Genomic DNA, 21,058 nt, shown 5'->3' with positions numbered 1-21,058 from the left:
AGCTACTTGGCCAGCAACTGGATCAAGTTGGTGCGCTACACCGAAGCCGGATATTTGCCGATCGACAACAATGCGGCCGAGCGTGCGATCCGGCCCTTCGTGATCGGGCGCAAGAACTGGCTGTTCAGCGACACGCCCAAAGGCGCGACGGCCAGCGCTCAACTTTACAGTTTGGTCGAGACGGCTAAAGCCAACGGCCAAGAGCCCTATGCGTGGCTGCGCCACGCCCTTGAGCGCCTGCCACAGGCAACCTCGGTTGAAGATTACGAAGCCTTGCTGCCGTGGAACTGTTCGCCCGCATCGCCTAGCTAAGCGCGCCGCCTATTTTTGAACAGGTGGGGTTTATGGAGCGCTTACGTTGATACAACCCAGTCGCTCGCCTGTAAATCCTTCCCCAAACCGACAAACCGCTATTGGTGGCCGACTGCCAGCCGAAGCATAACGTCCGCATACCATGTACACAGCGCATACAGAACACGTGTGGAACAACGTTAATGGCAGCCTCTCCCGTTCTGTCTTTCCGAGTAAAGCCCGAACTTGTCAGCGAGTTGGATCAACTGGCGCGGGCGACCGACCGAGATCGTCAATCCCCCCCTGCAGCGGGCTTTGAGCCGCGACGTTACCGCTGAGTGCTGGCATTTAAAGCCGTGCAGAAAGACATTGCAGATACTGATGCCGGCAACGCCACTGATTGGGAATCGGGGGAGGCAGCCGTCTTCCACATTCTCAACAGCCTGGGAATGCTGGAGCGTTCCCTCATGCAGGGAAAGCGTCTCCAGTACTCGATTGCCGGGAGCTGGTTATCACTGCGTATCCGTATCGAGCAACCTCTAGTTTGCAAGGTGACCGCGAAGCGCACCACAGCACCAAGCCCCGTAACTCGGGGCTTTGTGCTATTTGGCGTTTGAATGAATATCGGCAACTGCAAGAAAACAAACCCGGCCAGGGTAATTCAAAGGCCGTCAGGAATATGGACGGAGAATTCCACCCCATCAAACAGGTGTAAACACTGTACAACCATGCGCCCGATCAATACGATGAGAAGCATTATCATTCACGCAGTGCGAGCCTCACATGCAGGATGCCAGCCCAACATCGTCCGTCGAACAGTTGTACGAGAATCATCACGGCTGGCTGCAGGGCTGGCTGAACCGGCGGTTGGGGCACAGTGCCGACGCCGAGGATCTGGCCCACGACACGTTCATCCGTGTGCTGCGCGCCCCCCAGCAGGTGTGCGAGTTGCGCCAGCCCATGGCGTTTCTCGCGGCGATTGCCAATGGACTACTGGTCAATCGCTGGCGCCGCCAGGAGATCGAGCGGGCTTATCTTGAAGCGTTGGCTGCTCGGCCCGAAGGGGGGGAATCGTCACCCGAGGACCGGTATCTGGTGATCGAAACCTTGTTGCAACTCGACTCGCTGCTGATTGGGCTCTCTGAGCGCATACGGCAGATTTTCTTCATGTCTCAGCTCGACGGCCTGACGTACCCGCAGATCGCTGCGCAGTTGGGTTTGACTGTGGCTCAAGTGCAACGGGCCATGGGCAAGGCATTCAGTGTTTGCTATGCGAGCCGTTTCGAATGAGGGCCGAGATTAATCCGCAGGTGCGCGATATCGCCATTGATTGGCTTGTCAGGACGCAGTCCGGGCTTATGAGTGCGCCTGATCTGGAGGCATTGCGGTGTTGGCGCGAGGCGAGCGATGAGCATGAGCAGGCCTGGCAACGTGTCGCCAGCTTGCCGCTGTTGCAGCAGCCCGGAGCGAATCTCTTGCGCGATGCCACCGCGCGCAGGGCACTGGCGTCGGCTGGGCCGGACATGCAGAAACGTCGGCAGTTACTCAAGCGCCTGTTGGTCCTTGGTGCGGTTGGCACCGTTGCCTGGCAAGGCGCGGGGTCCACGCCAGTGCGCGCCGCGCTGGCGAACCACCGCACAGGAACAGGCGAGCGTCACCAGTGGACCCTGGTTGATGGCAGCTCGCTATGGCTGAACACGGCCAGTGCGGTGAACCTGGATTTTAATGATCAGGTGCGGCGCATCCAGATGATAGAGGGCGAGCTGGCCTTGAATGTGCGAGCAGAATCGCGCCCGCTGCAGTTGATCACGCCGGACGCGATCCTGCAGAGCCGCGATGCGCAGTTGCAGGTGCGCCATGACCGGCAGGGCACGCAGGTCACCGTCGTGGGCGGCCAGGTGCAGGTGCACTCACGCGGCCAGCCAACGTCCTCTTCACTTGAGGCCGGATGGCAGGCACGGGTGGACCGCCTGGGTATCGGCGTACCGAGCCGTCCCGACCTGCTGGTCGCCCAGGCCTGGCTGCGCGGGATTCTGCCGGCGGATCGCCTGCGCCTGGATGCCTTGGTGGCGGAACTCTCGCGTTATCGTCCCGGTGTTTTACGTTGTCATGAGCAAGTCTCAGGGTTACGCCTCACAGGCAGTTTTTCGCTGGATGACACCGACGCAGCCTTGACCCTGGTAGCGCGCACGCTGCCGGTGCGTATCGAGCGCATGACGCGGTATTGGGTCTCGATCGTGCCCGCCTGAAATATTTTTTCCGCTGCACGATAGTTTTTTCGTACTCGCTTGGCCTATAGGGATCACCCACCCGCCAGAGGTGGGTCTTGACCCCTTAGGAGCCCCGTATGACTTCACCTTCCCGCGCCCTGCGTGCCCGTACGCTTGGGCTGTTGTTGCTCAGCGTGCAACCGCTTTGCGGCCTTCCAGTCTTTGCCGCGGGTAGTTCGCAGCATTACAGCATCGACGCTGGCCCCCTGGATTCTGCGCTGTCACGTTTCGGCGCACAGGCAGGGATTACCATGGCGGGCAGCTCAACGCTGACGGCTGGCAAGAAAACCCAGGGGCTGCAAGGCAATTTCAGTACTGAGGCCGGCCTGGCGCAGCTCTTGCTCGGCTCGGGGCTGACCTATGAGCGCCAGGACGACGGTAGCCTGCTGCTGGTACCGAGCAACGGCGACGTGTTGGAGTTAGCGCCGACTGCGATCAGTGGCACCGCATACGACACCTCGTTGGGCCGCAACGATGGCCTGGTCGCCAGCCGGACCATGAGTGCCAACAAGACCGATACGTCGATCATGGAAACGCCGCAATCGATCAGCGTGGTCACCCGTAAGCAGATCGATGCCCAGCAGCCACAAAGCATCGGGCAGGTGCTGCGCTACACCGCCGGGGTCAATGGTGAAGCCAACGGTGTCGATACCCGGCGCGACACGATTAGTATTCGTGGCTTTGACGCGACGACTGGCGGTGGTATCTATCGCGATGGCCTGCGCCAGTACAGCTTTGCCAACCAGAGCCGTGCCGTAGGTGAAGTCTATGGGCTGGAGCGCGTGGAAGTGCTGCGCGGGCCATCGTCGGTGCTCTACGGGCAAAGCTCGCCGGGCGGCATGGTCAACGTGATCAGCAAGCGTCCCACCGATGAGCCGCTGCATGAACTGGTGGCGCAGGCAGGCAGTTTTGATCGCAAGCAATTGGCTGCGGACTTCGGCGGGCCGCTTAGCGAGGACGGCGTCTTGACTTATCGCCTCACCGGGCTGTGGCGAGACAGCGGTACGCAAATCGACTACGCCCGTGATGACCGTCAATTCATCGCCCCGGCAATCAGTTGGCGCCCCTCGGACGACACCTCGCTGACGGTGCTGGCGTCCTTTCAAAAAGACCGCAATGTGCTGGGCTACTACGCGTTGCCGCGGATAGGCACCCTCGACAGCTCGCGTTACGGACGGATCGCTACGGATCGTTTTGTCGGCGACCCTGACTTCGACAAGTACGATGTAGAACAGTGGTCACTGGGGTATCAGTTTGAACATCACCTCAATGATATCTGGACATTCCGCCAGAACGCCCGTTACAGCCGCTCCTATCAGGAACAGCGCACGATTTACCAGTACGGCCTGGATGACGACCAGCGCACCGTGGGCCGCTTCGGTTATCTGGGCCACGAAAAGGTGAAGAATGCCCTGCTCGATAACCACTTCCAGGCCCAGTGGAACGCCGGCCGTTTCGAACATACAACGCTGGTCGGTATCGATTTGCAACACGCCAGTACCAACCAGTTGGGGGGTGGCAACGTGGTTGATCCCCTGGATATGTATGCGCCGGTCTATCACCAGGATTACAGCGACCTGGACGCTTTTTACGACATCAACCAGCGTCGTCAGCTAGACCAGGCGGGTGTGTATCTCTCGGAACAGCTCAAGTTCGACGAGCATTGGGTCTTCAACCTGGGCGGTCGCCAAGACTGGGCACGCTCGAAAACGGTCCATTACGCCACCGATACGGCGGCAGACCTCAAGCAGCGCGATCACGCCTTCACGTGGCGGACCGGTGTGATGTACCTGGCAGACAACGGCCTGGCGCCCTACGCGAGCTATTCCGAGTCGTTTTTCCCTAACATCACGGCGGTGGCGCGTGACGGCAGTGCGTTCGAACCCGAAACCGGTCGCCAGTATGAAGTCGGGATCAAATTCCAACCCAAGGGCAGTGACAGCTACGTGACCGTCTCGCTGTTCGACCTGACGCGGCAAAACGTACTGACTGCCGATCCTGCCAACAATCGTTTCTCGGTGGCGACCGGAGAAATCCAGTCGCGCGGTATCGAACTGGAAAGCAAGGCGCAGGTGTCCGATGCGCTGGAGTTGATGGCCAACTACAGCTATTCACACCTTGAAATTACCCGCAGCAATACGGCCGATGAGAAAGGCAATCAACCTGGCAATACCCCTGAACAACTGGCCTCGCTCTGGTCGCAATACACCATTCAGGGCGGCGCGCTATCGGGCTTGGCGATAGGGGGAGGAGTACGCTATGTCGGCAAGAGCTATATCGACTCGCAAAACAGCGAAGGCATTCCCCACTACACGCTGTTTGACGCCAGCCTGAGCTACGACCTGGGCAAGCTGTCTTCATCCTATGCAGGGGCGAAGCTGGCGCTCAATGCGTCCAACCTGACCGACGAAACCTATGTCTCCCAGTGTGGTTACACCGGCGACAGCTGCAAATACGGGTATCGCCGAAATGTGACCGGATCGGTGAGTTACAACTGGTAAGCACCCCCTTGGCGACCGGATCGGCACGTAGCGCAATTGCCAGACAAAACCGCTTTCGTACTCGATATTTCAACAGCGTCGGCCGATAGAGGGCGTTGACAGCGGACTGCTTTCGGCAGCCTGCTGCCACGGCAGCTTTTGGCGGATTCCTGCCTATTCTCTACGGAAGGGATGATCGACAACGTTCGAATTCAGGAGGTTTACCATATATTCATCCTCGATCATCCCCTCCACGCCTCACCTCCTGTTGAATCACCTCTTTTCGCGCCAAAGCTCCGGATTTCATCCTTTATGCTAAATTATGTATTGGCAATAATTATGGCGTATCCATAAAAAGGGATAATTGCATGAGCAGCATATTTCAGCGCCCTGAACTGGCTGAATCGATGGCAAACCAGCTTCTCAATCCAGGCGTATTAGATGAAGGTCTACGCTCAGGTCTTTTTCTGTCTGGCCTGCGCCGTACAGGTAAAACGACCTTCCTGCGCAACGACCTTATCCCAGCCCTGGAAGCAGCAGGCGCCCTGGTGATTTACGTCGACCTATGGAGCGATACGCTGGCCAACCCGGCAACGCTCGTGCACAACGCCATCCACAAGACCCTGAAAGAACTGCAAACGCCGGGCTCTTCAATCCTGGAAATGCTCAAGCGAGTCAGCAATGTCGATCTGGGCGCAGCAGGATTCAAGTTCGGTTTCAAACTCGACAGCATCGGCAACGCCGACGGCCCCACATTGGCGCAAGCACTCGCAGAGGTCGTCGACCAAGCGAAGACCGATCTCGTGCTGATCATCGACGAGGTGCAACATGCCATTTCCTCCGACGATGGCAACCAACTGCTCCTGGCCCTCAAGGCTGCTCGTGATGCAATCAACCCGCGCCCGAATACGCCGGGCTACTTCCTCTTTATCGGCACAGGCTCCCACAGAGCCCAGGTAAGCGAGCTGACCGCCAAACGCAACCAAGCGTTTTCCGGCGCGACATCGGCCGCGTATCCACTGCTAAAGGGTGACTACGTTGAATTCCTGCTCAACCGACTGGCAATGACGGTGAAGAAGGAAAAGCTCCCCTCACTTGAAGTCGCTGTCGAAGCCTTCAATACCCTGGGCAATCGACCTGAGGAAATGCTCAAGGCATTGCGTCAGCTACTGCAACAGGGCGGTGATCCTGATCTTTTCCTCCCCGTGATTGCCAGCACCTTACGCTCAGCGGCGGCAAGTATTGAGCTTGAAAAAGTCGAACAGCTGGGCAGCCTGGCTCAGGCGATTTTCAACAAGATCGCGGCTACGGAAGGCGATGCTCGGGGGATTTTCTCTACCGATGCAGCTGCGGAATATTCAAAGACGGTAGGTCGCGAAGTGCGGGTTGAAGAGATTCAACCCGTGGTGATTGCGCTGGTGGCGGAGAACATCATCATGCGGCGAGGGCATGGGATTTATGCGATTACGGATCAGTTTGTTCAGGAGATTTGGTTGGAGGAGCGTGCGTTGATTGAGGGGCGGTAGGGACAAGCAATAAATTTTCCACCTTAGTCACATGCTTGGACTTTGTAGGTCCGCTATTGATGATGTGGTGAAGGTGTTGGAGTCGCCTGGGAATACCGGGCTGTAAGTAGGGCTGTGAAGCGGCCCCAAAACCAGGCGCTTAGTAAAATCTCAGTGCCTTTATTGGGGCTGCTGCGCAGCCCGGCGCGGGGCAAGCCCGCTCACCACAGAGTTGCGTGCCCGCATTTGAGGGTGGTGTAGATACCCAGGGGCGTTTTTTTCGGTATAAACCTGAACATCCCTGCGTCGTGAACGGACTCCCATGAACGCCCTCAAACTGATCTGCCTCCTCATCGTTTTCCCGCTGCTGCTGGCCGCCCTCGGTGGCTGGGAGCGTCAGCGTGCTGACGAAACCACCACGGCGCTGGTCGATTACCACGTCACGGTGACTACCGCTAAACAGCAACTCCAAGCGCTGGCGGCGAAGGAGCCGACGGCGATGGTCGCCCTGGTCGATGAAAAAATCAGCGTGCAAACGGCCCTCTCGCGTCTGGAAAAAATCGAAGCCGAGCTGCCCATTGCCCACCGCGTGAACCGTGCGATGCGGGTCCTGGCGCCGTGGGTGATGGGCTTGGGTCTGTCGGCGGCGTTGATTGGTGCGGCTGCATTGGCGGGTACGTACTGGGCCGGGCGGCGGGCACGGCAGTCACGGGAGAGGTTATTGCAGGCGTTCTCCCTGGGCAGCCGCCTGTTGCCCTATGTGCTGGTGGGCCATGTGGTGGCGGTGGCGGCGGCCGTCGCGTTGGCGTTGAGTTTCGAAGGCTTGGGGATGTGGCATATCGGCCGGCTGGGCAGTGGCGAAGTCAAGCTGATGGCGGTGCTGGGGGTGATCGCGGCGTTCTGTGTGTATTCGATCTGGCAGTTGCTCAGACAGCTGCGCCCTATGCTGGGGATGTTCAAGCCCGAGCCGCTGGAGATGTTCGGCCAGGTGGTGACGCCCGTGCTGGCTCCAGGGTTGTGGCGCCATGTGGACGAATTGGCGGAGAGGCTCGGCGCGCTGCCACCGGACCACATCGTGGTGAGCCTGGCCCAGGGCTTTTACGTGACCTCCAGCGCGGCCACTGTGCAACCGGCGAATACTTTGCTGCAGGGGCGCACCTTGCATGTGCCGTTGCTGTATCTGGGCCTGCTGAGCCGTGAAGAAATCAGCGCGGTGATCGGCCATGAGCTGGCGCACTTTGTGGGGCAGGACACGGAATACAGCCTGCGCTTTTTACCGATCTACGATGGGGTCAATCGCAGCCTCGAAGCGCTATTGAACACGATGCTGACCAGCGATTTTATCCAGGGACGGCTGATGCGGCCGTCGTTCATGTTCGGTGTGTTTTTCATGCAGCGCTTTGATGACGCGGTGAACCACTGGAGCCGTGAGCGTGAATTGCTGGCGGACGCTGCCGGCGCGCAGTTGGCGGGCCCTGCGGCGGCGGCTTCGGCGTTGTTGCGGGTGTCGGTGGTGCAGCCGCACGTTGAGGATGCCTTGTTGGCGTTGTGTGAAGCAGGCGCGGCTACCGATCTGCCCGACGCCGTATTCGCGAGCTTGCGTGAGTGTGAATTGCAACCATCAGCCGAAGCCCTGGAGATTCATCAACCCCATCCCACCGACTCCCACCCCTCCAATGGCGAACGCCTGCAGGCGCTGCACGTGCCACTGGACGATACCCTGCGCAGCGCCACCCGCGAGGTGGATAGCGACGTAGCGAATGCGCAGATGGATGCCTATTTCAGTGCCCCCCAGGCAGTGCGCGAGCAGCTGTCTCGCGACGTGATGGACGTGGCGGTGTCGGAGAACAGCGCGCACACCCAGCTGCTGGAAACCTTGGCCGCTTCGGCCGAGGGTGAGCGCAGCCTGCATGAAGGCGGCCAATGGCGCGGGGTGCTGATGGCGGTGTCGGGCCTGCCCTTTGTGCTGGCGGCCCTGTTTATCCTGAGTCGAGTCTGGCTCGCCCCGGAGCGTTTGAAAGGCACGCCGCTGTCGGCAGTCGGCGCGGGCGCGTGCCTGGGCCTTATCGGGCTGGGCCTGCTGTGGCTGGGCATCCGTCGATTCAAGCGCGCGCCGCAGACCGCGTTGCGCCTGACACCGGAGCATTTTGTGTTCAATAACCTGGTGCAACCGCTGCCCATCGAACATATCGAGGAGATCACGTTGCAGTTTGTCCAGGGCATCTGGGTAACCGTTCAACTGACGCCCGAGGCGCCGTTACCGGCAATGCGCAAGACCGCGTTCGGTGTACCCGGCGTGCGGGTCAACAAGAAGAAACGCCAGGTGCTGCTGCTGATGGCACAGCTGTGTATCGACAATAAAAAGATCGAACCTTATGAGGGGTTGTCCTTGATGCTCGACTACAAGAATGCGGCGTTGGCGCGCAAGATTTTGCAGAGCCGCGAGGACTGATGCACACCCATAAAAAAACCCCGAACCAGTCGGGGTTTTTTATCGCCTGGAATCAGGCGCGAGGTGCGATCACTTAGAAAACGTTGATCGGATAGTCGGCGAACAGACGGATTTCGTTACCGCCTACGTTGTACTTGTCGGCATTGCTGGAAACGCGCAACCAGGACGCACGAGCACGCAGGCTCAGGTCTTTGGCCGGGCCGCTTTGGACGACGTATTTGAACTGGTTGAAGATCTCGCGCTCGGTGCCATTGCCACGGTTGGAACCGTCGTCAATGTTGGTGCCGCGCACGTAGGCCACGTTGTAGGTCAGGCCAGGCACGCCGAAGGTGCTGAAGTCCAGGCCGTAGCCGGCTTGCCAGGAGCGCTCGTCCTTGCCGTTGAAGTCGGACCAGTAGGAGTTGGCCAGCAGGATGGTGTTGCCGCCGTCGCCGATGCCGCCAGCGTTGCGGTAGCCGCCGTACAGGTAGCCGGTGTCGCCCGTGCTGCGCTGGTGAGCGACGGTGAAGCTGTGCGGGCCGACAGCCCATGTGGCGCCCAGGCTCCAGATCTTGTTGTCGCGAGCGTCTTCGCTGCCTTGGTTTTCCAGGGCGAAGCTCTTGTCCAGCTTGGTCTTGTAGCCATTGAAGTCAAAGGTCAGCGACTGTTTCTCTGGCAGGGCCAGCACGTAGTTGACGTTGACGTATTGCTTCTTCAGCACGTCTTGCATGTCGGAGGCGTACAGCGCGGCCGACAGGTTTTCGGTGAATTTGTAGCTGCCACCGACGTAGTCGATGCTTTTCAGACGGCCGCTGTCGGTACCTTCGGCGCTCTTGCGAGCTTCCTTGGTGAAGTGACCGGCGTCGAGTTGCAGGCCGGCGATCTCTTTGGAGACGATCGACGTACCCGTGAACGTTTCGGACAGCAGACGGGAGTTGTCGTAGGCCAGGACCGGAACGTTAGGGAACTGATCACCGTACTTGAGCACCGTGTTGGAGACGCGGAACTTGACCGCTGCGCCGCCTTTGGCCAGGTCGTGTGGTGCCGAGCCAGGGTTTGCCGAGCCATCTGGGTTGGTGGTGCCATTACCCTGCTTGAAGAAGTCGATCCCCCCCGCGCCGGCGCGACCTTGGCCACCGTCCAGACGGATAGCATATTGGCCAATCACGTCCACACCCACACCGACGGTGCCTTGGGTGAAGCCGGACTCGAACTTGCCGATGAAGCCTTGGCCCCATTCGGCTTTGTCTTGCTTGCCGTTTTTGTAGTCGCGGCTGATGTAGGCGTTACGGGCTGCGATGTTCAGGTGGCTGTCTTCAACGAAACCCTTGGATTGCTCCTGGTCGTTTGCCATTGCTGTCGATGCGCTCAAAATCCCCAGAGCGATCAGACTCATCCGTTGCTTCAACATTTTTTGTATTCCTTATTACGGGTTGAGTACGCGCGATGACACCAGGCTCCATGTCGCTTTTCTGGTGTCGACTTTTCCGAAAAAAGAAGGCCCGCGGACGACTGAACATGCCGCGGGCCTTTTCTTATTGGATGAGTCATGGCTGTTAGCCACAGGCGTTGGGCGCAATCCTAGTCGCGCGTTGAACTATGTGTCAATTTCGTGAATCGTCTGTATTTAGGCGAAATAATTCTAAGCAAAGGCCTACTGCCTTTCTGAAAACGACCAGATTCTGTCTTTAACGACCCACGAAACATATCTCGTAACATATTTCAAAGCCGATACGTTTGGTAATGGATAACGCACGCAAATGCAAAGCATTACCATTAGCGTGCTTTTTCCTGCCAAACCCTTTGGATGCATTCCACCATGCCTGCCCTTCGCCTGACGCCCATGACCCTTGGGCTTTCTGTTCTGCTGTCTGCCGGTTTTGCCTGTGCCGCCACCACCTTGCCCGAAACCTCGATCAGCGCCGAAGCTGACGAAGACGACCCGCGCGTCAAGGAAACCAGCACCGCGACCCGCACCGCCACACCGGTACGGTATGTGCCCCAGGCCATCGACTCGGTGAAGACCGAAAGCCTGCGCGCCTACGGCACCAACGACCTGGGCCAGGCCTTGAGCGGCATCCCCAACGTCAGCAGCGGCGCCGACACGCGCTTCGACAGTCTGCGCATCCGTGGCTTCGACGCGAGCAACGACTTCTACCTCGATGGCATTCGCGACGACAGCCAGTACGTGCGCGACCTGCACAACATCGAGCGCATCGAAGTGCTCAAAGGCCCGGCAGCCGTGCTTTACGGGCGAGGCGGCCAGGGCGGGATCGTCAACCGCGTGAGCAAACTGCCAACGGCCGGGCGCAAGTCGAGCATCGAGGCCCAGGGCGGCAGCAACGATTTGCGCAGTGTGTATGCCGACCTGAGCACCGACCCCACCGACAACATCAGCCTGCGTCTGAACATGGGCAACCAGGACAACAACAGCTTCCGCGACGGCGTCAGCGGCAATCGCCAACTGTTCGCACCGTCCATGAGCTGGCAGCTCACACCGGATCTGAACTGGCTGGTGCAATACGAATACAGCCGCTACAACCGCACGCCGGATCGCGGCATCCCCGGCGTCAACGGACGCCCCGCCGACGTCAGTCGCAGCACCACCTACGGCGACAGCCGCGATTACATCGACGACAAGACCCAGTCCCTGCGCTCCAAGCTGGCCTACGAACTCAACGACAACTGGCAACTGCGCCAGACCCTCGGCGTGTTCAAGCTCGACAGCGATTTCGACAACACCTACCAGACCGCCTATGTTGCCTCGACCAATCGGGTGACGCGCCAACGCTGGCAGCAAGACCTGACCACCCTCAACGTCTTCAACAACGTCGAGCTGGAAGGAGGCTTCAGCACCTTCGGCCTGGAACACCGCCTGCTCACCGGCGTGGAGCTGGGCAGCCAGCGCCGCGATCCAAAGCTGTACACCGCCACTGCTGTGAACCGCGGTGGCCAGGCCGTGCCAGCCCTGGACCTCAACCAGCCCAACCGTCGCCTGAGCCACACCGGGCGCATGAGCGTATCGAGTAACAACCACACCGAAGTCGAAAGCCGCGCCCTGTATGTGCAAGACCAACTGCGTCTGAACGACCAGTGGCAAGTGCTGGCCGGCCTGCGTTACGACCGTTTCGAAGTGGACACCAAAAACAAACTGCTCAATACCCGACAAGACGTCAAAAGCCACAGCACCAGCCCGCGCTTTGGCCTGGTGTGGACGCCCCTGGAACACCACTCGTTCTATGCCTCGTGGAGCAAGACCTTCTCACCGGCCGGTGGCGGCCTGATCGGTATCACCCCGAACGCCGCCGGCAGCGTCAACGACCTGAGCCCCGAGCTGACCAAGCAAAAAGAGATCGGCGTAAAAAGCGACTGGCTCGACGATCGCCTGAGCACCACCCTGGCGGTGTACGAACTGGAACTCTACAACCGCCGCACCAGCGACCCGCTGGACCGCACCATTACCCTGCTCAGCGGCCTGCAGCGCTCGCGCGGCGTGGAGCTGACAGCCACCGGCAAGATCGTCGGCAACTGGTCTGTACGCGGTGGTGTCGGCCTGCAGGATGCCAAGGTCGAGAAGGACAACAACGGCTTTGAAGGCAAGCGCGTCAGCGACGTGGCCAAGCGCAATGCAAGCCTGTTCATCACCTGGAAACCGGAGATGGGCTGGTACGCGGAAACCGGTTTGACCCTGGTCGGCGACCGTTATGCCGACAGCCTCAACACCGTGGTGCTGCCGGGTTATGGCAGTTGGGACGCGTTGGTCGGGTTCCGGCAGAAAGAATGGGATGTGCGCGCGGCGCTGAACAATATCGCCGACAAGACCTACTACGAATCGGCGACCAGTGTGGCGCAGATTCAGCCGGGCGAGCCGCGTAACCTGGTGGTGACGGGCACTTATAGCTTCTAAACGTAAACCCCCTTCTTATCGCAGCTGCCGAGCGCAAGCGAGGCAGCTGCGATGAAGCCAAGGCTATTTCGTTAGTTACTCATCAACTCGCACAACGCGTGCATTTCAGCCTCGCTGAACAACCCCACCGGGTAGCGTTCACTCATCACACTGCGCAAATCCGGCTGCTGCCTGGCTTGTCGCGAGCCGTTTTCCTTCAACCAGAGCCCCAGCGCATGGATCGCGTCACCGTCAACCCGCGAAGGGTGGAAGGTGCGCGTGTACATCGGGTTGATATTGGCATTCATTTCGGCGCTCTCTCCTGCTGCGTGAGCGGCTAACTTACTCAAGGTTTATGACAGAACTGTGCGGTCATCACCCTGGGACACTGGGGCAACACCGATACAAGAGCTATGCCAATGTCGCGTGTTTATAGGTGGGCGGACACAAAAAAGCCCACGACCGTGCTGGGCCGTGGGCTTGCTGTAGAGACCGAAACCGAGGGACGCCCGGTTGCCGGAAAGGCGTTGTTACAACTGCACTCAGTTTTTATGCGGGGCCGGCTGTTGTTGGGTCAGGCAATGGATATTACCGCCACCCAGTAACAGTTCACGGCCCGGCACCATCACCACTTCGTGCTGCGGGAACAGGTCCTGCAGGATAGCCTTGGCTTCAGCGTCCAACGGGTCGTCGAAACTTGGCGCGATGATGCCGCCGTTGACGATCAGGAAGTTGACGTAGGAACCCGCCAACCGCACGGTCGGATTACGTTCCTGTGTGCCGTCCACCGGATCGACCCCTGCGCACTCTTCCTCAGTGGCATACAACGGCCCCGGGATCGGCATTTTATGCACCGTGAACGAGCGCCCCTGGGCGTCGGTGCTGCTTTGCAGGACGGCCATGGCGGCTTGGCAACGCGCGTAGTTCGGGTCTTGCGGGTCGTCGGTCCAGGCCAGCAACACTTCGCCCGGGCGCACGTAGCAGCAGAAGTTATCCACATGGCCGTCGGTTTCGTCGTTGAACAGGCCGTCCGGCAGCCAGATGATCTTATCCACAGCCAGGTTGGCGCTGAGCACCGCTTCGATTTCGGCACGGTCGAGGTGCGGATTACGGTTGCGATTGAGCAGGCATTCCTCGGTGGTAATCAGGGTGCCTTCGCCGTCGACGTGGATCGAACCGCCTTCCAGCACGAAGCCCTCTGTGCGGTAACGCGGCGCGCGCTCGATTTCGAGGATCTTGCCGCCCACCTGCGAGTCGCGGTTCCACGGCGAGTACAGGCCACCGTCAAAACCGCCCCAGGCGTTGAAATCCCAGTTCACGCCGCGCACTTCGCCACGGTCGTTGATCACGAACGTCGGGCCGGTATCGCGCACCCAGGCGTCATCGCTGGACATTTCCACCACACGGATATTCGGCAGGTCCAGGCGGGCGCGGGCGTTTTCGTACTGGCCGGCAGAAACCGCCACGGTCACCGGCTCAAACCGTGCGATGGCCTTGGCCACCGCCACGTGAGCCGCCTGCGCGGGCTTGCCGCCCAGGCGCCAGTTGTCCGGGCGCTCGGGCCACACCATCCAGGTTTGGGTCTGTGGCGCCCATTCGGCGGGCATATGGAAGCCATCGGCGCGGGGGGTGCTGTGCAGGGTGGTCATGGCGATCAGGACTCCGAATGGGGTAAAGGCCGACTTTATAACGGATAAAAATCGGCCTTAGAAGAGAATAAACAGCATGAATGAAAAATATGACAGCCAATGACCGATAACAATCGATTATTTACAGTTGCTCATCCAGCACCTTCGACAGCATGTCGACAAAGAAGTCCACGCTACGTTTGGAGGTCACCATCGGCGGCTTGATCTTGAGGATGTTCAAATAATCGCCAGTCGGCTGCATGAAAATCCCCAACTCTCGCAATCGATCACACAACAGGGTGGTCTCTTCGGTGGCGGGCTCCAGGGTTTGCCGGTCACGCACCAACTCCAGGCCTAGATAGAAACCGGAACCGTGAACCGCGCCTACCAGGGGATGACGGTCGATCAGTGCTTCCAGCCGCGCCTTGAAATGCCCGCCGACCACCTGGGCGTTTTCCCACAATTTTTCTTCTTCCATCACATCCAGCACCGCCATGCCGATCCGGCAACTTACCGGGCTGCCCCCCGACGATGAGAAGAAATACCCCTCGGCCTCCAATGCCTCGGCGATCTCGCGACGGGTGATCACCGCGCCAAGTGGCTGACCATTGCCCATGCCCTTGGCCATGGTGATGATGTCGGGCACCACGCCCTGCTCTTCGAAGCCCCAGAAAAAGTGCCCCATGCGGCCGTAGCCCACCTGCACTTCATCGGCGATGCACACGCCGCCTTGGGCACGCACCAACCCGTACACCTGCTGCAAGTAACCCGGCGGCAGGGAGATGCCGCCGGCGTTGCCGTACACCGGTTCACAGATAAACCCGGCCAGTTGGCGCTTGCTCGCAGCGATTTTCGCCAGGTTATGTTCCACGCTTCGTACGTAGTCCGGCGCACTGTCCTGCCCGCGGAATTCACCGCGATAGGTGTTCGGCGCGGTAACCGGATGGACCCACTCCGGGCGGCTGCTCAAGGCCTGGGGATTGTCCGCAATCGAGGTGGACACCGCATCCGCCGCCACCGACCAGCCGTGATAGGCCTCCAGCACACTGAGCATGTCGCGCCCACCGCTGTAGGCCCAGGCCAGGCGGATGGCCAGGTCGTTGGCCTCGGTGCCGCTGTTGACCAGGAACACCCGATCCATGCCCGCCGGCGCCAGCGCCAGCAAGCGCTCGGAAAACTCGGCAATGGCGGCATAGTGAAACCGCGAGTTGGTATTGAGCAGCGACCATTGCCGCGCCGCCACCGCCGCCATGCGCGGGTGGCCGTGACCCAGTACGGCGACGTTATTGAGCATGTCCAGGTAGGAACGGCCCTGCATATCGATCAGGTGGTTGCGCCAGCCGCGCTCGATGCGTGGCGGGTCGACGTAATAGTGCTTCTGCGAGCGGGCGAAACTGGCATCACGCCGGGCCAGCAGGGCGTGGGGGTCGAGTTCCGGTTCGGCATCACAGGCCAGTCCCAGTAATGCCGCAGGCGAGGGGCACAAGGCTTGCCAGGCCAATGCCCGGGACGGTGTACAAAACAGCGGCGGTTCGAGGTCGGCACGGCACAGTTGCACGGTCAGCGGCCCATGGACCTCACCGAGAACCTGCCCCTCCACCAGCAATGAACCGTGCTTCAACCGGGTGTCCACGCCCCACAACCGCACGCTCAGCTCCACCCCTTGCACGCTCACAAGGCCATCGGCGTCCTGATGCAGCGTTCCGGCAAAAGGCGCCTCCAACACCGTGCCATGGGGCAGATGCAGCTCTACGTGGAGGGGGAAAGTCTGCGGTTCGGTGGCACTGTCCGGGCAGGTACGCGACAGCCGATATTGGCCATAACGACTTGCCGCCAGCCCATGCACCGCCGCCGCCTGATCCAGCAGTTGCCGATCAATGCCGGGCAGTTCCCAGTTGCCGGCTTCGAAATGCGGGCTGAGCACACCCAGGTCGATCAGCGCGAACTCACGCCCCACCAGGCCCGGTAGCAACGGCGCGAAGTCCTGGCTGGCAATCGACGGCAGCGTCTCACCGACACTGCCGAGAATCGCAGCCTCCATCAGTTCAAACGGCACCGACGTCGCCACATGGAAAATTTCCCACTCGTGTTCGGCGTTTTTCAACAGGTAAGTGTTGTCCGGATCCAGGCGTTGCTGCTGTTCGCTGCTTAGTACCAACACTGCCGCACGGGCGACGATCAGTGGCCACAACGCCTGCAATTCCTCGCGTTGCAACGGGGTCACGGCATGGCAGGCCCGGACCGCCGGCAGGATGGCAAACGGGTCGCCCTCGGCATGGTGCAACAGAGCCGCACAGGTCACCGACAGGTCGGCAATCCGCCAGGTGTGCACCAGGTCGCCGAAATCGATGACGCCTTGCAGTTGCCAGTGCCGTTGCGCATCGCGCTGCCACACCACGTTGTCATCGGTGATGTCCATGTGCACCGCTTGCCAGGGCAGGCGGTCGGCCAGGGGGCGAATGCGCTGTTCAACCTGCTCGGCCACCTGTTCCAGTGCGGCGCGGTGGGGCAGGTTTTCCAGGGTGGCCAACAGATAGGTGATCAGTTCCCGGGCATGGCGTGGGTCCCATTGCAGGGTACGGTCCAATCCAGGGTGGGAGAAATCCGCCAGCGCGCGGCTCATGCGCCCGCACAGGTCGCCGAAGCCTGCGATCACGTCGCGCCCCAAATGCGGCAGATGGGTCAACGGCTGGCCGTCGATATAGTCCAATAGCCGCACGTGCAGGGGCTGGCCATCGACCGTCACGCTCAGCAGTTCTTCACCGTCCAGGGCCTTGATGACCTTGGGCACCCGCACGGCCTGCAGGGTGTCGAGGGCCGCGTGCTGGGCCTGCAGCTCAATCGCCGCATAGTCGCCCCGGCAGATTTTCAGAACAAACCGACCGCGGGCACTGTCGATTTTGTAATTGAGGTCTTGCTGGCTGCCCAGTGATTGCAGGGTGCCCGTGAGGCCGTAGTGCTGCTCGAGCAATTGCGCTGCCTGGTCGGGGCCTACTTGCGGGCAGGGTAGATTGGCGCGATGGATCAACGTGGCGAGCAGCATGGGGGATGACCTCGAATTTTTAGAGGTGTATATCGCCACCTTTCAGGGGGGTTACGCAACCCCCGTACACATGCCGTCCTGCCCGTCACGCCAACACAGGCTATGCTGCACTCGCTAAACGTTCGTCTAAGGAAAGGGCCCCCGACATGCGCATTCTCATTACCGGTGGCGCCGGTTTTATCGGTTCTGCTTTGATACGTCACTTGATTCGGCACACCGAGCACGAGGTGCTCAACCTCGACAAGCTCACCTACGCCGGCAACCTGGAATCGCTGACCAGCATCGCGTCCAATAGCCGCTATGAATTCGTCCAGGCCGATATTATCGATCAGGCCACCGTCAGCGCCGTGCTCGCACGCTTCGAACCCCACGCGATCATGCACCTGGCCGCCGAGTCCCACGTCGACCGTTCGATTGATGGCCCGTCGGATTTTATCCAGACCAATATCGTCGGCACCTACAGCCTGCTGGAGGCCGCCCGTGGCTATTGGCAAACACTCGCCGAGCCAGAAAAACGTGCGTTTCGCTTCCACCATATTTCCACCGACGAAGTCTACGGCGACCTCCACGGCGTGGACGACTTGTTCAGCGAAACCACACCCTACGCGCCCAGCTCGCCCTACTCGGCCAGCAAAGCCGCGTCCGACCACCTGGTCCGCGCCTGGCACCGCACGTACGGCCTGCCCGTGCTGCTGACCAATTGCTCCAACAACTACGGGCCTTTCCACTTCCCCGAGAAGTTGATCCCGCTGGTTATCCTCAACGCCCTCGCGGGCAAACCATTGCCGGTCTATGGTGATGGTTTGCAAGTGCGCGACTGGTTGTTTGTCGAAGACCATGCCCGGGCACTGCTCAGCGTCGTGACACACGGCGTGGTCGGCGGGACCTACAACATCGGCGGCCACAACGAACAGAAGAATATCGACGTAGTACGCAGCATCTGCACCCTGCTGGAGGAATTGGCGCCGCAACATCCCCACGACGTGGAGCAATACACCGACCTGATCACGTTCGTTAAAGACCGTCCAGGCCACGACCAACGCTACGCAATCGATGCCGGCAAGATCGAACGCGAACTGGGCTGGGTACCCGAAGAAACCTTTGACACCGGGCTGCGCAAAACCGTGCAGTGGTACCTCGATAACCTGGAATGGTGCCGCAGGGTCCAGGACGGTAGTTATCAGGGTGAACGCTTGGGCAATACCGACACGAGGGATCTGATCGCATGATGAAAGGAATCGTATTGGCCGGCGGCTCCGGCACCCGCCTGCACCCCATCACCCTGGGTGTGTCCAAGCAGCTGTTACCGGTGTATGACAAGCCGATGATCTACTACCCGATCTCGGTGCTGATGCTGGCGGGCATCAAAGAAATCCTGGTGATTTCCACCCCGGCGGACTTACCGCAATACCGCAACCTGCTGGGCGATGGCAGCCAGTTCGGCGTCAGCTTCAGCTACGCCGAACAACCGCAGCCGGACGGCTTGGCACAGGCCTTTCTGATTGGCGAACAGTTCATCGGCAGCGACCCCGTGTGCCTGATCCTGGGCGACAACATTTTCCACGGCCAGCGTTTCAGCGAGCAGCTGCATGCAGCGGTAAAGCGCAGCAAAGGTGCCACGGTATTTGGCTATTGGGTCAAGGATCCGCAGCGCTTCGGCGTGATCGACTTCGACAGCGAAGGCCGCGCCCTGTCCATCGAAGAAAAACCGACTACGCCCAAATCAAGCTATGCCGTCACCGGCCTGTATTTCTACGACAATGACGTGATCAGCATCGCCAAAGCCGTCAAGCCCTCGGCTCGCGGCGAGCTGGAAATCACCGACGTCAATAACGCCTATTTGAAGCGCGGTGACTTGCAGGTAGAGCGCTTCGGTCGAGGGTTCGCCTGGCTCGACACCGGCACCCACGACAGCCTGCTGGAAGCCTCACAGTACGTGCAGACCATCGAACACCGTCAGGGCCTCAAAGTGGCGTGCCTCGAAGAAATCGCCTACAGCAACGGCTGGATCGACCGCGACCATCTGCTCGAACGCGCCCAATACTTCGGCAAGACCGGCTACGGCCAATACCTGTACACGTTGGCGGGAGACAACCGGTGAACGTCGTTGACACCTCACTCCCTGGCGTAATGATCATCGAGCCCAAGGTGTTCGGTGACGAGCGTGGTTTTTTCTACGAAAGCTTCAATGCTCGCGCCTTTGCAGCGGCCACCGGGCTCAAGCGCGAGTTTGTCCAGGACAACCACTCGCGCTCGCAAAAAGGCGTGCTGCGCGGCCTGCATTACCAACTGGAACACACCCAGGGCAAACTGGTGCGGGTTACCGCCGGTGAAGTGTTGGACGTGGCTGTGGACATCCGCCGCAGTTCGCCGAATTTCGGGCAATGGGTGGGCGTGCGTCTGTCGGCACAGAACCATCGCCAGTTGTGGGTGCCGGAAGGCTTCGCCCATGGCTTTGTGGTGTTGAGCGACTCCGCCGAGTTCTTGTACAAGACCACCGACTACTACCAGCCCAGTGCGGAACGCAGCATCCTGTGGAACGACCCGACGTTGGCCATCGACTGGCAACTGAGCGAACCGCCGCAACTGTCCGCCAAGGACCAGGCTGGAAAACTGCTGATGGACGCCGATCTGTTCCCATGAAAATCCTGATCACCGGCCAACATGGCCAAGTCTCCCAGGCACTGCAACAGCAGCTCCAGGGCCTGGGCGAACTGATTGTCCTCGGCCGCGAGCACCTCGATCTGGCCGACGCCAAGCACATCCGCCAGCAGGTGCGCGCCCATCGCCCCGACCTGATCATCAACGCCGCCGCCCACACGGCTGTGGATCAGGCCGAAAGCGAACCGGACCTCGCCTTCGCCATCAACGCCACCGCCCCCGGAATTCTCGCCGAGGAAGCCAAGGCCCTGGGCAGCCCGTTGATCCACTATTCCACCGACTACGTGTTCGACGGCAGCAAGCCTGGGCCCTACACCGAAGCAGATACGCCCAACCCCTTGGGCGTCTACGGCCAGAGCAAACTGGCGGGTGAACAGGCGATTGCCGCAGTGGGAGGCCAGTACCTGATCCTGCGCACCAGCTGGGTCTACTCCAACCACGGCAAGAACTTCCTGCTGAGCATGCAGCGCCTGCTGCAAGAAAAACCCCACCTGCGCATCGTCGCCGACCAGATCGGCGCGCCGACGTGGGCCGTGACCATTGCCGCCAGTACGCGCGCCCTGATCGAACGCTGGCAGGCGGGCAAGGCCGGGGAATGGGGCATCTACCACCTGACCGCCGAGGGTGAAACCTCGTGGTTCGGCTTTGCCCAGGCGATCGGCGAGCACCTGCGCGCCAGTGGCCGCGCGTGTGCCGAACTGGAGGCGATCCCGTCCAGCGCCTACCCGACGCCTGCCCGGCGCCCGCTGAACTCACGCCTCGATTGCAGCCACCTGCGCCAGCAATGGCGCGTCAGTCAGCCCTTGTGGCAAGACGCATTGCGCGAGTGTCTTGCCGGGCAGCACTAGGCATAATGCGCCTGT

At 60.4% G+C, this 21,058-nt stretch carries 15 protein-coding genes and 1 pseudogene; 12 read left to right on the top strand and 4 right to left on the bottom strand.

Translation table 11 applies throughout. The features are described 5' to 3' along the window. The 7 genes and pseudogenes from BLQ09_RS23230 to BLQ09_RS23200 all read left to right on the top strand — a co-directional run. Positions 1-312 (top strand): transposase domain-containing protein (locus BLQ09_RS23230; protein WP_139202132.1); only part of this gene is annotated, 312 nt, incomplete at its 5' end. Positions 313-494: 182 nt separating this feature from the next. Beyond that, a pseudogene (locus BLQ09_RS31705) lies at positions 495-710 on the top strand (CopG family ribbon-helix-helix protein); the annotation flags it as partial. Positions 711-1,074: 364 nt separating this feature from the next. After that, positions 1,075-1,581, top strand: coding sequence for a sigma-70 family RNA polymerase sigma factor (locus tag BLQ09_RS23220; protein WP_092358685.1), 507 nt, complete (start codon positions 1,075-1,077; stop codon positions 1,579-1,581). Continuing rightward, positions 1,578-2,540, top strand: coding sequence for a FecR domain-containing protein (locus BLQ09_RS23215; protein ID WP_092358683.1), 963 nt, complete (start codon positions 1,578-1,580; stop codon positions 2,538-2,540). The genes BLQ09_RS23220 and BLQ09_RS23215 overlap by 4 nt, the downstream gene beginning before the upstream one ends. A 98-nt stretch (positions 2,541-2,638) precedes the next feature. Continuing rightward, positions 2,639-5,062, top strand: a complete 2,424-nt coding sequence (locus BLQ09_RS23210; protein ID WP_092358681.1) for a TonB-dependent siderophore receptor — start codon at positions 2,639-2,641, stop codon at positions 5,060-5,062. A gap of 347 nt (positions 5,063-5,409) precedes the next feature. Further along, a complete protein-coding gene (locus tag BLQ09_RS23205; RefSeq protein ID WP_027605119.1) occupies positions 5,410-6,567 on the top strand; it encodes an AAA family ATPase in 1,158 nt (385 codons plus the stop codon). A gap of 301 nt (positions 6,568-6,868) precedes the next feature. Then, positions 6,869-8,998 (top strand): M48 family metallopeptidase, encoded by a 2,130-nt coding sequence (locus tag BLQ09_RS23200; RefSeq protein WP_027605120.1) that lies wholly within the window; start codon positions 6,869-6,871, stop codon positions 8,996-8,998. A gap of 73 nt (positions 8,999-9,071) precedes the next feature. Here BLQ09_RS23200 and BLQ09_RS23195 read toward each other — a convergent pair whose 3' ends face one another. Further along, a complete protein-coding gene (locus BLQ09_RS23195) occupies positions 9,072-10,388 on the bottom strand; it encodes an OprD family porin (protein ID WP_027605121.1) in 1,317 nt (438 codons plus the stop codon). A gap of 408 nt (positions 10,389-10,796) precedes the next feature. Here BLQ09_RS23195 and BLQ09_RS23190 point away from each other — a divergent pair, with 408 nt between their 5' ends. Continuing rightward, positions 10,797-12,884, top strand: coding sequence for a TonB-dependent receptor (locus BLQ09_RS23190; protein ID WP_027605122.1), 2,088 nt, complete (start codon positions 10,797-10,799; stop codon positions 12,882-12,884). 71 nt (positions 12,885-12,955) lie between these two features. On the opposite strand, the gene BLQ09_RS23185 is transcribed toward BLQ09_RS23190, so the two are convergent. The 3 genes from BLQ09_RS23185 to BLQ09_RS23175 all read right to left on the bottom strand — a co-directional run bounded on the left by BLQ09_RS23185 (position 12,956) and on the right by BLQ09_RS23175 (position 17,534). After that, the gene (locus BLQ09_RS23185; RefSeq protein ID WP_027605123.1) at positions 12,956-13,171 is read right to left on the bottom strand and encodes a hypothetical protein; all 216 of its coding nucleotides are present in this window, start codon (positions 13,169-13,171) and stop codon (positions 12,956-12,958) included. 234 nt (positions 13,172-13,405) lie between these two features. Next, positions 13,406-14,512 (bottom strand): agmatine deiminase, encoded by a 1,107-nt coding sequence (gene aguA, locus BLQ09_RS23180; protein WP_027605124.1) that lies wholly within the window; start codon positions 14,510-14,512, stop codon positions 13,406-13,408. A 121-nt stretch (positions 14,513-14,633) separates the two neighbouring features. Continuing rightward, on the bottom strand, positions 14,634-17,534 hold the full coding sequence (locus tag BLQ09_RS23175) for an aminotransferase (protein WP_027605125.1): 2,901 nt from the start codon (positions 17,532-17,534) through the stop codon (positions 14,634-14,636). Between the two features lie 146 nt (positions 17,535-17,680). On the opposite strand from BLQ09_RS23175, the gene rfbB reads away from it, so the two are divergent. Genes rfbB through rfbD form a run of 4 tightly spaced genes read left to right on the top strand, consistent with a single transcriptional unit; the run spans position 17,681 to position 21,043 of the window. Then, positions 17,681-18,763, top strand: a complete 1,083-nt coding sequence (gene rfbB, locus BLQ09_RS23170; protein ID WP_092358679.1) for a dTDP-glucose 4,6-dehydratase — start codon at positions 17,681-17,683, stop codon at positions 18,761-18,763. Then, positions 18,760-19,635: a glucose-1-phosphate thymidylyltransferase RfbA gene (gene rfbA / locus BLQ09_RS23165; RefSeq protein ID WP_027605127.1), complete on the top strand. Its 876-nt coding sequence runs from the start codon at positions 18,760-18,762 to the stop codon at positions 19,633-19,635. Before rfbB ends, rfbA begins: the two co-directional genes overlap by 4 nt. Next, complete coding sequence (rfbC, locus tag BLQ09_RS23160; RefSeq protein WP_027605128.1) at positions 19,632-20,177, top strand: dTDP-4-dehydrorhamnose 3,5-epimerase; 546 nt, start codon at positions 19,632-19,634, stop codon at positions 20,175-20,177. Before rfbA ends, rfbC begins: the two co-directional genes overlap by 4 nt. Beyond that, positions 20,174-21,043 carry a dTDP-4-dehydrorhamnose reductase gene (gene rfbD / locus BLQ09_RS23155; RefSeq protein ID WP_092358677.1) on the top strand — a complete coding sequence of 290 codons (870 nt, stop codon included), beginning with the start codon at positions 20,174-20,176 and terminating at the stop codon, positions 21,041-21,043. The genes rfbC and rfbD overlap by 4 nt, the downstream gene beginning before the upstream one ends. The last annotated feature ends 15 nt before the right edge of the window (positions 21,044-21,058 follow it).

This window comes from Pseudomonas sp. NFACC25, from assembly GCF_900100935.1.
Taxonomy (GTDB): Bacteria; Pseudomonadota; Gammaproteobacteria; order Pseudomonadales; family Pseudomonadaceae; genus Aquipseudomonas; species Aquipseudomonas marginalis.
This window is presented reverse-complemented; position numbering and strand designations above follow the sequence as displayed.